This window comes from bacterium (genome assembly GCA_008933615.1).
Taxonomy (GTDB): Bacteria; CLD3; CLD3; order SB21; family SB21; genus SB21.
On sequence record WBUR01000018.1, the window covers coordinates 32,506 to 48,023 of the forward strand.

14 protein-coding genes are annotated in these 15,518 nt (G+C 44.6%); 9 read left to right on the forward strand and 5 right to left on the reverse strand.

What is annotated here, in order from left to right:
- The first annotated feature begins 199 nt into the window (after positions 1 to 199).
- From F9K33_08300 to F9K33_08325, 6 genes are all read left to right on the forward strand, one after another.
- Positions 200 to 385, forward strand: a complete 186-nt coding sequence (locus tag F9K33_08300) for a hypothetical protein (protein KAB2879669.1) — start codon at positions 200 to 202, stop codon at positions 383 to 385.
- Positions 386 to 414: 29 nt separating this feature from the next.
- Positions 415 to 1,395 (forward strand): tetratricopeptide repeat protein, encoded by a 981-nt coding sequence (locus tag F9K33_08305; GenBank protein KAB2879670.1) that lies wholly within the window; start codon positions 415 to 417, stop codon positions 1,393 to 1,395.
- A gap of 308 nt (positions 1,396 to 1,703) precedes the next feature.
- Positions 1,704 to 2,654 (forward strand): hypothetical protein, encoded by a 951-nt coding sequence (locus F9K33_08310; GenBank protein KAB2879671.1) that lies wholly within the window; start codon positions 1,704 to 1,706, stop codon positions 2,652 to 2,654.
- A gap of 282 nt (positions 2,655 to 2,936) precedes the next feature.
- The gene (locus F9K33_08315; GenBank protein ID KAB2879672.1) at positions 2,937 to 3,383 is read left to right on the forward strand and encodes an SRPBCC family protein; all 447 of its coding nucleotides are present in this window, start codon (positions 2,937 to 2,939) and stop codon (positions 3,381 to 3,383) included.
- A gap of 198 nt (positions 3,384 to 3,581) precedes the next feature.
- Complete coding sequence (locus F9K33_08320; GenBank protein KAB2879673.1) at positions 3,582 to 4,370, forward strand: alpha/beta hydrolase; 789 nt, start codon at positions 3,582 to 3,584, stop codon at positions 4,368 to 4,370.
- 130 nt (positions 4,371 to 4,500) lie between these two features.
- Entirely contained in the window at positions 4,501 to 4,815 is a 315-nt protein-coding gene (locus F9K33_08325) for an antibiotic biosynthesis monooxygenase (GenBank protein KAB2879674.1), read from the forward strand.
- Between the two features lie 30 nt (positions 4,816 to 4,845).
- Here F9K33_08325 and F9K33_08330 read toward each other — a convergent pair whose 3' ends face one another.
- The 3 genes from F9K33_08330 to F9K33_08340 all read right to left on the reverse strand — a co-directional run bounded on the left by F9K33_08330 (position 4,846) and on the right by F9K33_08340 (position 8,166).
- Positions 4,846 to 5,637, reverse strand: a complete 792-nt coding sequence (locus tag F9K33_08330; GenBank protein ID KAB2879675.1) for a 5'-nucleotidase, lipoprotein e(P4) family — start codon at positions 5,635 to 5,637, stop codon at positions 4,846 to 4,848.
- Positions 5,638 to 6,019: 382 nt separating this feature from the next.
- Positions 6,020 to 7,408: an MBL fold metallo-hydrolase gene (locus tag F9K33_08335; protein KAB2879676.1), complete on the reverse strand. Its 1,389-nt coding sequence runs from the start codon at positions 7,406 to 7,408 to the stop codon at positions 6,020 to 6,022.
- An 80-nt stretch (positions 7,409 to 7,488) separates the two neighbouring features.
- Positions 7,489 to 8,166: an NAD-dependent epimerase/dehydratase family protein gene (locus F9K33_08340; GenBank protein ID KAB2879677.1), complete on the reverse strand. Its 678-nt coding sequence runs from the start codon at positions 8,164 to 8,166 to the stop codon at positions 7,489 to 7,491.
- 155 nt (positions 8,167 to 8,321) lie between these two features.
- Between F9K33_08340 and F9K33_08345 the strand changes: the two genes are divergently transcribed.
- The 3 genes from F9K33_08345 to F9K33_08355 all read left to right on the forward strand — a co-directional run bounded on the left by F9K33_08345 (position 8,322) and on the right by F9K33_08355 (position 11,060).
- Positions 8,322 to 9,152 (forward strand): DUF2911 domain-containing protein, encoded by an 831-nt coding sequence (locus tag F9K33_08345; protein ID KAB2879678.1) that lies wholly within the window; start codon positions 8,322 to 8,324, stop codon positions 9,150 to 9,152.
- 153 nt (positions 9,153 to 9,305) lie between these two features.
- On the forward strand, positions 9,306 to 9,851 hold the full coding sequence (locus tag F9K33_08350; GenBank protein KAB2879679.1) for a DUF2911 domain-containing protein: 546 nt from the start codon (positions 9,306 to 9,308) through the stop codon (positions 9,849 to 9,851).
- A 114-nt stretch (positions 9,852 to 9,965) separates the two neighbouring features.
- Positions 9,966 to 11,060 carry a DUF2911 domain-containing protein gene (locus F9K33_08355; GenBank protein KAB2879680.1) on the forward strand — a complete coding sequence of 365 codons (1,095 nt, stop codon included), beginning with the start codon at positions 9,966 to 9,968 and terminating at the stop codon, positions 11,058 to 11,060.
- A gap of 40 nt (positions 11,061 to 11,100) precedes the next feature.
- On the opposite strand, the gene F9K33_08360 is transcribed toward F9K33_08355, so the two are convergent.
- Complete coding sequence (locus tag F9K33_08360; GenBank protein ID KAB2879681.1) at positions 11,101 to 12,810, reverse strand: sodium:solute symporter; 1,710 nt, start codon at positions 12,808 to 12,810, stop codon at positions 11,101 to 11,103.
- A gap of 169 nt (positions 12,811 to 12,979) precedes the next feature.
- Positions 12,980 to 15,472 carry a PIG-L family deacetylase gene (locus F9K33_08365; protein KAB2879682.1) on the reverse strand — a complete coding sequence of 831 codons (2,493 nt, stop codon included), beginning with the start codon at positions 15,470 to 15,472 and terminating at the stop codon, positions 12,980 to 12,982.
- Positions 15,473 to 15,518 lie beyond the last annotated feature (46 nt).

A 15,518-nucleotide genomic window follows, 5' to 3' on the forward strand; every position in this document is an offset into this window, starting at 1 on the left:
CCTCTCCTTACCAAGGAGAGGGACAGGGTGAGGTTGCCGAACCCACGAATACCCTGACTAATCTCTATCGGATGGTTAAATTCATAACGTCTGTCGGCGCCATTTTATCGTAGAACTTAAAATCATGATAAATTTAATAACTGTAATATTGCTGAAACGAAATTGCCTAAAAACATTAACGGTTAAGGAGAAATGATCGATGAATAAGATTTTGTTGCTCTTACTTATTTTCACACTTACAAACGTATTACGATCCCAGACCACTCTCGACATCAATGACAGTGATATTAAGCTGACGCTACCAGCCAAATGGAAAATGGCCGGCGACGAAAATAATAAAGGAGTACGGCTTGTGACCATCGCCAGAGAAGCTTCAGCGACTTAAAGAACCGGAGCGTCGTACCGACATTTTCAATGGTCTTTGAGAAAGTACCCGTTAACCTTGATCCGATCAAATACAGTCTGAAATACCGGCATTTTAACGTGGAGGAAACATTCATTCATGAATCCGGAAAGATGGGTTTGAGATATGCCGTTGGGTACCGTGGAACTTATAAATACGACGACATTGAACATACGATCTATGCTGTTTACGCGGTAAATGGTGAGAACGGAATCCAAATAGTGGCCGATGTAACGACGGATCTTTTCCCGACTGTACAAGAAGAGTTTCTCCTCATGCTAAAAAGTATGGAACTGAAAACCGTGTATGACACCTCGATGGTTATGAAGACCCGGTTTGTTTCAGCAGGTGAGCTCGCATTTGAGAACTATCTCAATAATAAAAAAGATAAAAAAGCGGAAGCGCAAGTAATGGGATCGGGGGATTCGACTTACATTTTTTTCATCCTTGCCAAGAACACAAAGGGTCTCGGCGAGAAATTATATTACTTAGAGGAATTTGCTGCTCGGAATCCTAAATTAGGCCTTGATGAATTGTATTTTGAGAGAGGTATGGCCCGGCAGCACCTCAATATGTACGATTCCGCCCTGACCGACTTTATCAGATTGGAACACATGCATCCCAACGACCCTTCTATATATTATCTGAAGGGTGAACTGTATTCGAAGATCGACAGCTTTGCAACCGCGCTTACGTATGTGAATAAGACACTGGAACTGGACAAAGAATGGTATCTAGCACATTTTATCAAAGGGACATGCCTGGTAGAATTGAAACGATACGACGAAGCGATGAAAGCCCTCGACCTGGCGATCAAATATGACGAAAAGAATGCGCAGGCCGTTTTCATGAAAGGACGCGCTTATTACGGGAAAAAAGATTACAAGAAAGCGATCTCACTGTGGGAAAAAGTGAAGAAAATGGATCCAAGATCCACGGATTATGTGAATGGCTGGATCCAATATGCGGTCGATTTTCAGAAAAATAAGTAACGATTCAAACCGCCCCCACTTGGAATATTTCTCAAAACTTCAATAGTTCGACCCCCGCCTTGCCAAGGCGGGGGAGAAAAGGGGGCGGTTGCCCACGAATCCCTTGACAAATCTCTGTCGGGTGTGTACATTGTGAGCGTCTCATCGTGGTTCTTTTTCATCGTGGAGACTTCAATCATGATCAATTCAGAAACCGAAATTTTGTTTGAACGAAATTGCGTATATATCCCATTTTTACAGCGATACACGCAATTTCGGTAATGTATAAGTTATACGCTATGTGCCTCTCAATCCTAACATCTTAGTGCATGACCGATTTTGTATACAAGGATGGACTATATCGTCCGACGATAAAAACGATTTACATCTTCCTAGATGATGGAGGCCAACGAGAAGCTGACTATTATGGTTTCACTACCTTGCTGATCGACGAATTTTCTTTTCAATCACTTGAATCACAGGTTTTTTCCCTTTGCAAACAGTTCAATATCACAGAACTCCATGCCATGAAATTACATCAGGAAGGACAATTAATTGATGATATGAACACATACGATACATTCTACACTACTATTTTGGATTCCCTCGCTAGTGTTCTGGAAAAAGCCAATTACTGTTATCTACGATCCATTTTAGCTTCTAAGAAGATAATTGATAAGGTAAACAAATTTCATTTTGATACTCTCAAGGATAGCAGTGTTATAATGCGTGGGAAACCACTCCCAACAGAGATTTTGAAATTATATCAATATGTTGCATTTCCAGTAGATCAGAGTTTACACAAAATAGACTGTGACAGCACTGTTAGCATTAACTTGCAAGTTGATAGAAAAGACGAACTCGATTCAACAATACTGAACAAGAAGACATATTTATCTGGCCATCATGTATCGAATTTTTACAATGCGGCAGAATTAATTCCTCGGTTATTAAATATCCTTATCGAACTTGGCTTAAAAAAACAATGCAAAATATCCAACTTTTCAATTGTATCGGACAAAGTTTCTCCTGGAATTGGAGTGGTTGATGCCATAGCAAATTTTGGGTTTAATTTTGCAAAGTGTGCAATCAAACCTGTACCGTCGCAAACTGAACAAAGAAAATCTGATTTATTCACTCACTTTTTGAATCGAATAAGTTGGTCTACCGACCAAGTAACTACCGTAAAATCGTCAATCAGAAATTCAATTACATTTGAGAATGGAAGTTTCCATTATTTGACTGACACGCCCATTTCGGTTTTCGAGATGAAACATTAAGCGAGGCACACAGCGTATAACATGCGGCTTCCACGAGCCGCTTCGCGACGCCTTTTGATTTGACGATAGAGAGATTGTGGGCGTTGCTTCGCCAGTAGCTCGCTCACGTATTGAGTATGTTCTTAATTAACTATAATTTTCCTTGCGTGCGAGCTACTGCGTGTAGCCGCTCAGCGTTATCTTTGCAGAAAACGACAATTAAAAATATACGTGGAGCAGCGACCACTCCAAAAACGGGCGACACCGAAAAGCCAAACGAGTAGGACGAATTGAGGAATGAGTATGACCAACAGCGTAACCTTGCATAGGGTTCTTAAAGTAACTCCTGAAAAAGTATACCGGGCTTTTACGGATGCTAATGCCATGTCGTTTTGGATCCCGCCTTATGGATTTTTATGCGTGGTGCATCAGATGGATGTGCGTGTGGGCGGCAGTTATAAAATGTCCTTTATTAATTTTTCAACCGGAAACGGACATTCTTTTGGAGGAACGTTTTTGGAAATAAAACCGAATGAATTCATAAAACATACCGATAAATTTGACGACCCGAACCTGCCCGGTGAAATGATCACGTCGATTTCGCTCACGAAAGTTTCCTGCGGCACCGAATTAAAAATCGTTCAAGAGGGCATTCCTTCGGTCATCCCGGCAGAGATGTGTTATCTCGGCTGGCAAGAGTCGTTAGAAAAATTAGCAAAGTTAGTTGAACCGGAAATTCCGGATGCTTAATTTTTCCGGGCGACAAATCAACAAATGGAATAGTATTATTTCATAAAAACTAACTGCACGTCGTGTGTTATGAATATTCTAATTTCCGAAATGAAATCCCCCTATATCCCCCTTTTCAAGGGGGACAAATCCGAATACTGCATTAACCATTCCCCCTTGCAAAGGGGGTTAGGGGGATTGCTTGAATGGTCAATATTCATGCCTGTAATGATTGTTTTTTTATGCCTCTCCTCCTGCGACGGCATCGTCAATTGGATGTCCTTTCACCCGGACACGAATACCTATATAGCAGAAAAAGACCTGCCGGAGTATGTTCATGTAGTTAAGATACGCACGTCGGACAGCCTTACGATACAGGGGCTTTATTTTTCGGATAAAAACGATTCCGTCAAGTCGAAGATCATCGTTTATTTTCACGGCAATGCAGGGAATATGTATCATCGAATTACGGAAGGCGCGAAGTTGTTTGAGTTGGGCTACGACGTGCTGGTCGTGAGTTACCGAGGCTATGCGCGCAGTGAAGGGAGCCCGTCGGAGCAGGGGATCTATACCGACGGCAGGGCGGCGTTGGATTTCGTCACGCGCGATCTCGGATATAAGATGAACGACGCAGTGATCTATGGCCGCTCTATCGGAACGACGGTTGCGATCGACGCCGCGCAGGGGCTGGATATTGCGAAACTTATTCTCATCACACCACTATCTTCCGGCGCCGCGTATGCAGAAGCGAAAGGCTTGGAGTGGCTGGAATTCATGGTAGGAAAGCCCTTTCCATCCATCGATAAAATAAATAATGTAAAATGCCCGCTGTTGATTATTCACGGCGACGCGGACGAAGTGATACCGCAGAGGCTCGGCCTGGATCTGTATAAGGCATATTCGGGCATGAAAAAATTTATTTCCATTCCGGGCGGTGGACACAATAACCTGGATTATGTTTACCCCGATTTTTATTGGCGTTCGATCAAAGAGTTTTTGTATGAGTAAATAGACGGATCGTCATGCTGAGCCTGTCGAAGCAGGGCGGAGAATTAATAATGTCACTCTTTGGCAGCGGAATACGAAAAATATTATTGGCCGGTTTATTACCAGATATCATTTTCAAAGGAGACAAGATATGTCAGGATCTGTCATAACGCGCATCTGGCACGGTAAGACCAAAGCCGAGCATGCCGAGGAATATCTGGAATTTGTTGTCAAAACGGGCGTGCGGGATTACAAAAAAACGCCGGGTAATCTTTCAGTTCAGATCCTGAGGCGCATCGACGGCGCAGAGTGTCATTTCTGGACGGTGACGCGATGGAACAGCGTGGAGAATATCAAGAAATTCGCCGGCGAGGATTACGAAAAGGCGCATTATTATCCAGAGGATAAGAACTATTTATTAGAATTTGAACCTAACGTTATTCATTGCGAGACGTTTGATTATTGAGCCAACGGTCACCCTTACAGAACTCAATATTTACTTCACGCGAAGCGCCGCTCTTTGTTTCGCATCCCGCGTACTATCCGGCAGTCCGTATTTGTAATCGTAAATTGCTTCTTCCCAGTCGCCGTAGATCGGGTTGGGGAGGATGATAAATTTACTGCCCCACTGATCTTTCAGTTTTTCCACACCGTCAAAGCGTTCCGCAATACTCTTCTTTTCAAAAATGTACGTAAAATCATTAAGATTATCGCCGCAAAGTAGTACGACCTCGTGCGTCTCGGCCACTTTCAATCGGCGTTTTTCCTTGCCGCCGGGTTCTGTTCGCAGCAATACGTGGCTGTCATCAGCCTGCGGGAATCCCATTTTGACGAGGTTGGCCAGCGTACCTTCTTTTTCTTCGGACTTACGATTGGAAATATAAAAGACTTCCGCGCCTTTGGATACGGCATAGTTCATGAACTCCAATGCGCCGGGAACCGGAATGGACTGCGCGCCCTGGGTCCATGCTTTCCACGTAGCCTGCGAAAAAGATCCATCCGTAACGATTAGGTTTGCGTTGTATGGACTGTTGTCCAAAACCGTTTCGTCAATGTCCACGATCACGGCGGGTTTTTTATCGAATTTATTCTGAAGCGCTTCGTCGAGCCTGAACTTTGCCAGCGCGTAGGCCTGATAACACAATGCGCGGTATTCTCCCGATGTCTGGTGCCATAGCATAGCATTGACCGCAATCGCGTTCTTTGATCGTTCGATGGTATTTGTCTGCGTGCGCAAGGCTGTGCAGGAAATAAATGTGAAGAAGATCAGTATGAAAATGTGTTTCATGTCGGTTTCTCCTTATGTGATATTAGGTTTGGGTATTGGTGTTATTTCCCCTTTAGCAAAGGGATTCGGTATTATTCCCCGTTAACAAAGGGATTCGGTATTATTCCGCGTTAACAAAGGGATTCGGTATTATTTCCCGTTAGCAAAGGGTTTCGGTATCATTCCCCCTCAGCAAAGGGTTTCGGTATCATTCCCCCTCAGCAAAGGGTTTCGGTATTATTCCCCCTTAGCAAAGGGTGTACACCCTTTGCTAAGGGGGAATTAGTGGGTACAAAAATTTAGCGGTTAATATAAAATCAAGCTTTCCCGAATAAACTCAAGCTTTCCCGAATAAACTCAAGCTTTCCCGAAATGTTTCATGATTGCGCAATTAATGCCCATACTAAAATTCAAATGTCCCCAACCGATCCGGAACGGTAACGTTGTTGAATCCTTCGACGCGAAGTGCCGCTGCGAAAGGCTGACTTTGCGTTTCTTCACCGTGAACCAGAAAAACAGACGCCTGCTTGCCAACTTTTTTTACGAATTTCATCAGATCGTTCTTATCCGCGTGCCCGCTGAATGAATTGAGCTTCACGACGTTTGCATTTACTGCATACTCCTCGCCAAATATTTTTATCGGACTGATTTTGTCTACTAATTTTCTTCCCAACGTATGTTCCGCCATGAACCCTACGATCAGTATCGTATTATTTGAATTCTCGATATTGTTCGCGAGATGGTGCAGAATGCGGCCTGCCTCGCACATACCGGAGGCGGATACGATAATACACGGTTCCTTGAGGTCATTCAACTTTTTAGACTCGTCGGCCTTTTTGATGTAACGCAACCCATCAAAGCTAAAAGGGTTATCGTTTTTCGAGAGCAAGTATTGCGCTTCAGCGTCGTAGTATCGCGGATATTTCTTGAACACTTCGGTCACATTTACCGCCAATGGACTGTCAACAAAAACAGGTATCCCCGGCACTAGTTTATTTTCATACAGTTTGTTTAAATGATATACAATTTCCTGTGTTCGCTCAACGCTGAAAGCCGGAATGATGATCTTTCCGTTCTTCTTAACGGTTTCTTTGATCACTCTGACCAGATCGCCTTGAATTTCTTTTGCCGGATCGTGAAGCTTATTTCCATAAGTGCTTTCCGAGATCAAAAGATCCAAATATGTGATCTGATCGGGGTCTTCGATGATCGGCAGATTGGACCTTCCGAGATCGCCGGTGAATCCCATACGCAACGTTTTGCTATTTTCAACGATCTCGAGCAGAAGCATCGCGGAACCAAACATGTGGCCCGCATTAAAAAAAGTTACCTTGACATTCGGAATGGGTTGAAACGTTTGTCCGTAATCGATGCCTTTAAAATGTTTCAGCGAGGCCTCTGCGTCTTTGATCGTATACAACGGTTTGCGGAGCATTTCGCCTTTTTTGGCAAGCCGCTTATTCATGAATTCTACATCACGTTCCTGAATGAACGCCGAATCCTGCAGCATCACCGTACAGAGATCAACCGTGGGCGCGGTACAATGGATGGCTCCGTTAAATCCCTGCTGAACGAGATTCGGAATATTTCCGCTGTGGTCAATGTGAGCATGGGAAAGAACCATGGCATCCACTTCCGCCGGATCGAATGGGAAATTTTTATTTCGGCTGAATGCTTCGTCACGTCGTCCCTGGAAAAGGCCGCAATCAAGGAGAAGTTTTTTCCCTCCAATGGTAAGAAGATGTTGTGAGCCGGTTACGCTTTTTGCAGCGCCGCAGAATTGTATGTCCATGATCTCCTCTAAATTTAGTGAATACGGCTAACCGCAAAGAGCGCAAAGGCCGCTAAGAAAATGCTTGACGTACTGTGCGGTTATGTTTTCGTTTTCATTTTTTCGTCATAAATAGTCTGGATCACATCGGATTCATAGGTGCGCTTGCCCTGCAAGTCGAGTTTCGCCATGGTGACCATTGCCTCCGCCACAACCAATGCCCGGATCGCGCGGTATTTCCGCCATCGCCCGATGAGAATGAAGCCGAAGATCCTGAAAAGGAACATGGCGATCTTTTCGCCAAGCCGGAATTCCGCGCGGTTTCCCAGCAACAGCGACGGGCGGAAGATATGAATGGCGCTGAATTTCAATCCTGAAACGGCTTCTTCTATGTTGCCTTTGACCCGATTATAAAAAACACCCGATTTGGATGACGCACCCAACGCCGTGACAATGAGAAGTTGCCCCGCGCCATTTCGTGATGCAATGGTTGCGATGTTATACGGGTATGTAAAATCAACTTTGTAAAACGCATCTTGCGATCCGGCTGTTTTTATGGTCGTGCCCAAACAGCAAAACACCTCGTCCGCTTTTATTAAGTGCGCATGGTATTCCAAATTATCAAAATCAACCACTTGTTGCTGCAACTTGGGATGTTGGAGCGGCAGTGCTTTTCTCACGAATACGATGACTTTGGAATAGAGTTCCTCTCGCAGAAGGGCATCTAAACACGAACTTCCAATAAGCCCGCCGGCGCCGACAAGTAGAGCAGTTCGCATATATACCGTGAATAGTTTGATCAAAAACTTATTAAATTTTACACAATTTTTTCAGTAATTACAGTAAAAAAGTTGTCTTTTCAGAAAAGTTTTATTACTATGAGTCATTCACAAAACACAGAGTTATTCACATCGTAAACAAAAGGAGTATTATCATGCGAAACATGATTATGTTCATGCTGGCCATCGCGTTGATCCCATCATTGGATGCACAGATTGCGATTCCCCGCCAGAGCCCAAAGGCTACCGTTACACAGACGGTCGGTATCACCGAAGTCTCGATCTCGTATTGCCGCCCTGCAGTAAAAGGCAGAGAGATCTGGGGCAAACTGGTTCCATACAACGAAGTATGGCGAACGGGGGCCAATGAGAATACGACGTTCACGATCAGCGATACCGTGAAGATTGAGGGAACGAAACTTGCGCCCGGGACGTACGGATTACAAACCATTCCGAACACGGACGAATGGACGATTGTATTGAGTAAAGACGCTAAACTTTGGGGCGCATTTAATTATAAACCTGAAAATGACGCTCTGCGTTTTAAAGTGAAGCCGCAGTCTGCTGAAATAGTAGAACGTATGCGATTCTCATTTGAAGATGTTACGGATAATTCGGCCATGGTGACGTTGCAATGGGAAAAATTAAAAGTTGTGTTCAAGATCGAAGTTGAAACCCAGGTTTTTACTCTTGCTAAAGCGCGCTCAGCCATTACATGGCAGCCGACAATGCAGGCAGCAAATTATTGTTTAGAAAACAACGTGAATCTCGATGAGGCGATGAAATGGATCGATATTTCTATAACGATCCAGGAAAATTACTGGAATCACCGAGTCAAAGCGCAATTGCTGACCAAATTCAATAAACAGGCAGATGCTGTAAAGACGATGGAAAAAGCATTACAGTTTGCGAAGTCCATGCCCGAACCGCCGTTTAATATGAAACAGACGGAAGATATGCTGGCCGAATGGAAAAAGAAGAAATAATTCATAACCCATAAGGGTCAAAAGCATACATACGACAGTGTGTATGCTTTTTTTTTGTAACAAAAGCGCTCGGTGGGCGTAAACTAGCCATTCAAATAAATTCATATCTTATATGCCATTCTTTTTTTCATCGCATTAAAATGAGGAGTTATCATGAAGCGTTTCACGGATTTCAGTTTTTGGATCGTCATCCTATCGTGTTTAGCGATCATGCAGTATGAATTGGTTGGCCAGGAAAAAGAAGTTAGGCCGAGCCCACCTGCAAAAGTTTCATTCAATTTAAATGGAAATGATATTGTCATTGACTATTCCAGTCCGTCCGTTAAGGGCCGCGAGATATGGGGAAAATTGGTTCCTTTCGATAAAGTATGGCGGGCGGGCGCGAATGAGAACACCACCATTTCGTTTTCAAAACCTGTTATGATCGAAGGTAAGAAACTGGTCGCAGGAACGTACGGCTTTCATACTATTCCATCAAAAAACGAATGGATCATCATTTTTAGCAACGATGCTAAGGAATGGGGCAGTTACAAATATAAACAGGAACGTGATGCGCTTCGGGTCACGGTGAAGCCGCAGGCAAACGCATTGCAGGAAAAGTTGGTCTATACCATTGACAAGGCCGATAATAAAAAAGCAAAAGCCGTATTGGCCTGGGAAAAACTAAAAATTGCATTCACCATAGAAAATGTTGAATAGTAATTCATTAACCAATGAAGGAGCGGTTAAAGGCGGGCTTAAAATAAAAAATTGACCGCAATAATCGAAAGTATTTGTTCCTAACTAATCACATACTAATAATAGGAGGAAAAAATGAAAGTAATTATTCACTCGGCATGGTTCGTAGCCATGCTCTCAGTTCTGAGCCTAACAAGTTTGTCATCGCAGGAATTGCTGATTCTGCCGGACGCAAGTCCCGCGGCCATGGTCATGCAGGAGGTCGGTATTTCCAAAGTAAAGATCAGTTACCACAGCCCCGCAGTCAATGGCCGTGAGGTTTGGGGCAAACTGGTTCCGTATGGCTGGGAGGCGCCAACTGCTTTTGGAAACGGTAAAGCAACGCCATGGCGCGCCGGAGCAAATGAAAACACAAGCATTACGTTTACGCACGATGCGATGGTTGAAGGCAAGCCTCTGCGCGCAGGCACGTATGGATTATTTATGGTGACCGGACCGGATCAATGGACGGTCATATTCAGCAAGAATTCAACCTCCTGGGGACAATTCTTTTATGAGGAATCCGAAGACGCTTTGCGCGTGACCGTAAAGCCGGTGGCAGTAAGTGAATCGCAAGATCGATTGAGTTACGGTTTCGATAATACTAATACCAAACAAACCACGGCTTATTTGCGCTGGGAAAAACTGAAAGTTCCTTTCACCATAACTTTTGACACACCGGCTATTGTTGTCGAGAACCTGAAGAACCAATTACGCAACAGAAATGCTTTTAGCGGAGCAATGTTGATTCGGGCAGCCAATTACTGCCTTCAGAACGATATAGCGCTGGATCAGGCTGCGCTATGGGCCGAACGAGCCTTTGCGTTTGGCGGCGGTAACGGGGCGCGATTTGCGAAGGCCACGATACTCGAGAAACAAGGTAAAATTGCTGAGGCGGACGCTCTGCGTAAGACGACTGCAGAGAATGCCAATGAAATTGAGATGAACGCTTACGGGTATGAAATGCTCGGCCAGAAAAAGTTCGATCAGGCAATTGAGATTTTTAAAACCAATACGGTAAGATTTCCTAAATCATGGAATGTCTGGGACAGCCTTGCCGACGGTTATGACCAGAAGGGCGAGAAGAAGTTGGCAATTGAAAATTACAATAAAGCTTTGAAGCTGGTAACGGATGACGGGAATAAAGGTAGAATCGGGGATATTCTGAAAAGATTAAACGCAAGCAAGTAGAATCTGATTTGGGTTGAAGTTATGAAAAGCCTGTGAGGTACTAATACTCACGGGCTTTTTCTTTTGTAAACGGCTGGAACGCAAGCGAGAGCAGCATGACCAGCACGCACCCGATTACATTGTACCAAAGAAAAGAAATTTCCGTAAAAAGAAAACATAGGATCACGGCGATCTCTGCAACAACTGCGGCAAAAAAAACCGAAGTTCCGCGAATGAATTTCATATAAAATCCGACTAAAAAAATTCCGAGTATAGTTCCATAAAACAGAGAACCCAGAATATTCACCGCTTCGATCAGGGACCCCAGCAGGCTTGCGAACTGCGCGAAGAAGATCGCGTAGATACCCCAAAAAACGGTCGCTAGCTTTGTAATAAGAACCGTTTGTTTTTCATCGCCGGAAGTGTGTATTTGTTTTTTGATTAAACGTCTGTATATATCGACCACCGTCGTGGACGCCAGCGCATTCAGTTCTGAAGCTGTCGACGACATGGATGCCGCGAATATGGCTGCAATCACCATGCCGACAAGCCCGACAGGCAAATACGTAATTACAAAATTCAAAAAAATATAATTGGCGTCGTTCGTATTGGCCGACGGGTCGTTAACCTTCATCAAAGCCGTGGCCTCAGAGCGAATAGCGCGAAGCCCGTCGTTGCTCATTTTTAATTCCCGTTGAATGGCGGCGATCTTACTTTCGTCCTTATCGTGAATGGCTGTGAGAAGGCTATTAAGTTGAATTTCTTTGTCTTTAAAAACAGTTACATGCTGTTCTTCTAATTTTTTGTAATCTGCTGCATACCGGCCGGTTTGAAGTTTTTGCGTTTCGACCGTGTTAAAAAAAACAGGGGGCGTGACGAACTGGTAAAATACAAACAACATGACGCCAAGAAATAGAATGGAAAATTGCATGGGAACTTTTACCAGGCCGTTACACAGCAATCCAAGGCGGCTTTGCGTAACGGATTGTCCGGTCAAATAGCGTCCGACCTGGGATTGATCCGTTCCAAAATATGCGAGTTGCAAAAACAGGCCGCCGATAATTCCCGACCATATAGTATAGCGGTCGTTCAGATTAAACGAAAAATCAATCGTATTTAGCTTTTCCATTTTTCCCGCAACGTGCAATGCATCGATAAATGACAGTTGCGGCGGCAAAAGGTAAATCATCGTGCCGAATGCAGCTATCATTCCGGCCGTAATGATGATCATTTGATGGGTCTGCGTCCAACTCACTGCGCGCGTGCCGCCGGAGGCCGTGTAAATAATGACCAGTCCGCCCATAATGATATTGGTCCAGTACAAGTTCCATCCTAGCAAAACCGACAATATGATCGACGGAGCGTAAATAGTTAATCCGGCGCCCAGCCCGCGTTGAATAGTAAATAAAAAGACGGCAAGCAGCCGGGTTTTCAGGTCAAATTGAGTTTCAAGATATTCATATGCCGTGTAGATCTTCAACCGGTGATAGATCGGTACGGCGGTCACGGATAAAATTACCATCGCCAGCGGCAGTCCGAAATAAAATTGAACGAATCGCATTCCGTCGATATAGGATTGTCCCGGCGTCGACATGAAAGTGATAGCGCTGGCCTGCGTGGCCATGATCGATAGACAGATCGTGTACCATTTCATATCATTACCGGACAGTAAATATCCCCGCATGTCTTTGCTGCCACGGCCTTTCCAGACGCCGTAGCTGACAATAAATACAAGCGATGATACTAAAACGATCCAGTCGAACGTTGTCATACAAAAACCGGTTGATTGGGATTAATTAAAAGCTGATGAGAAAAGATAGAATATGATTATCAGTAGTACCAGAAAGAAAATGACAAGCAGATACCATGATCGCCATGTTTTAAAGGGAGCCGGACTTGGTTCTGTCTCACGCATGGTTATCTGCTATAGTTGTTCAGTATTATTTGGCTTTTCCTGATGAGATCATATTAACAAAAATTTTATACGCCCCGGGAACGCCGGCGGGCAGTTGGCGGAACCACGAGTAGCCGCTATAAATAAAAACGCCTTTTCCGTAACGGGTGAATAACATACCGCCGTTTTTTGCGGTTTCACCCGGATCGTTAGCGGAAAATACGGTTTCATATTTAGCGTCCCAGGGGTTGGCGAAATAAAGACCGCGTTCCTGCACCCACCCTGAGAAATCCTGCTCTGTTATAAGGTTTGGATAACGCATAACGACGTGATCTTTTAAAAGTATACCGATGGGCGCATCCTCAAAAGTCACGCGCTCGTTGGTAATCTTAAATGGATAAGGTCCGATATTATCAACAGCCAATCCGCGCGGCGTATTATACTGCACGATGAGCGTTCCGCCGTTCTCAACATATCTCATCAATTTATTCTGCGCAAATTTTAATCTCGGCCGCGTATTGTACGCGCGAATACCGGCAACTATGGCGTCGTATGCTTCGAATTGCCCGCGTTCCAGCTCCTCATCGCTGATCAGCTTCACGTTGATTCCGAGTTGGCCCAGATATTCGGGAATCTGATCGCCTGAGCCCATGATGTATCCGATCTGCCGCGCTTCGGTTTGAATATCAAGACGAATGAGTTTGGCCTTTGCCGGCGGAAACAAAGTTTGGATAGGAATATGATCATACTGGATAGATTGAATGCTTTGTGTGTACATTTTTCCGTCGACCGCAGCCTCGGCCGTAAAGAATCCGTCGGAGTTCGAAGCGGGCGGCTGAATGGAAAATTGTAATTTCGTTTCGTCGTATTTATTTTTTAGTTCAAACGGGATAGATTCAGGGGATAAGGCCCATCCTTTGGGTAATTGTAGTCTCAGATTCCCGTTGACGTTCGCCGCTCCGCTTTTTAATGTTAGCGTAATAGTTTTCGGGAGGTTGCTTGAAAAAAGATAAACCTTTTCTTCGAGGTTCACAGCAACGGATGGAACTATGGCAAACGGCCGGTAACGTTCCCCTTTTACAGGATCGGTCCACCGGTACAGGACGGGTATGTGAAAACTTAGAAGTTCTCCGTCCGCCTTAACGATAAACTCAACATACAGAGCCGAAGGATTTTCCGCTGAACCGATTTTTTTTTGGTCATCAACTGCAAACATGCCCTTCGTTGGTTCTTTAGCAATCCAATAAGGCTCTGTATAGTTTGCATCGGAGGTAATGGTTACCTGGTTCGACGAACTTACGAATTTTCCTTTTCTAAGTTCAACTGATGCAAGTGTGTCGGGAGTCTGGAACGGAAAATTAATTTTTTGGAGTGCGAGCGGATACGTCGTACGATTGATGATCGCCGCCGTTATTTTTATTTGGTTCCCGGGTGCAGCTGCATAATCATCGGCAATCGCTTCCATCCAGATTCCAGCGCATGACCGGATAACCTCACGCAATTCTTTTTGCTTTTGTTTGACCCTGACATTGTCAGGTAATTGATTCATCTGTCGATAGGCTTTGATGAGTTGCGGAATTGAAGCGGAAGGATTTTCAGGATTGAATTTCCTGTAAATGTCGTCAAGTATTGCTCCGACTTCTTTACCGCCAGGAATACGCGACCAGGTTAAATCAATCCCGTCGAACAGATCGTTCGCCGCAGGCTCGCCTTTGGTCAGGTCAAAATAGTTTAATGTTTCTGCGCGTTGTCCGCTTACGCCGAATCCCTGGCTTTTGTGCATACTGCGGCTTTCCGCCGCCAATTCCGTGTACGACTTTCCAAGCAGCGGATCATATTCGCCGATATCCAATCGTATCAATGTACTTAGATCTGCCTTTCGTTCCTGCAATGCCGGAAGCCATGCGTTCCAAAAAATCCTTTTGGCCTGCCAAGGTTCGACGTATTTCAGTTGCTCAGGAAATTGAGAAGCGTCGGCGGCCAATGAAAAAGCTTCCTGCGCAATAATAGCAGACGCCGTATGTTGACCGTGCCCGCCTTCGCCGGTGGAAGGAAACCTGGTAATTATGATGTCCGGCTTAAACGAACGGATAACCCAGACAACATCTGATAATACCTTCTGTCTGTCCCAGATTGTGAAAGTTTCTTCCGGAGATTTAGTGTATCCAAAGTCGATCGCGCGCGTAAAAAATTGTTCCGCGCCGTCCAGTCTCCGCGCCGCAAGTAATTCCTGCGTTCGGATAATGCCAAGCAGTTCGCTCTGCTCGGTTCCGATCAGATTTTGTCCGCCGTCTCCTCGCGTAAGGGCAAGATATCCCGTTCGCAATAAGCGATGATTGGCGCAATAAGCCAGCACGGCCGTATTTTCGTCATCAGGATGCGCCGCGATATATAATACACTGCCCAAAGCCGTCAGTTTTTTTAATGAAGCCTGAAGTTGCGCGGCGTCAGGATTGGGCATTATTTGTCCTTGAAGAGGCGCGCTTATCAGATTGAGAAGCAGGAAACCTCCAAACAATAAACGAAAACATGTTTGCATAATGAATTGATTTATATTTTAGAATAGTGAAGAGTCATTACGTTTT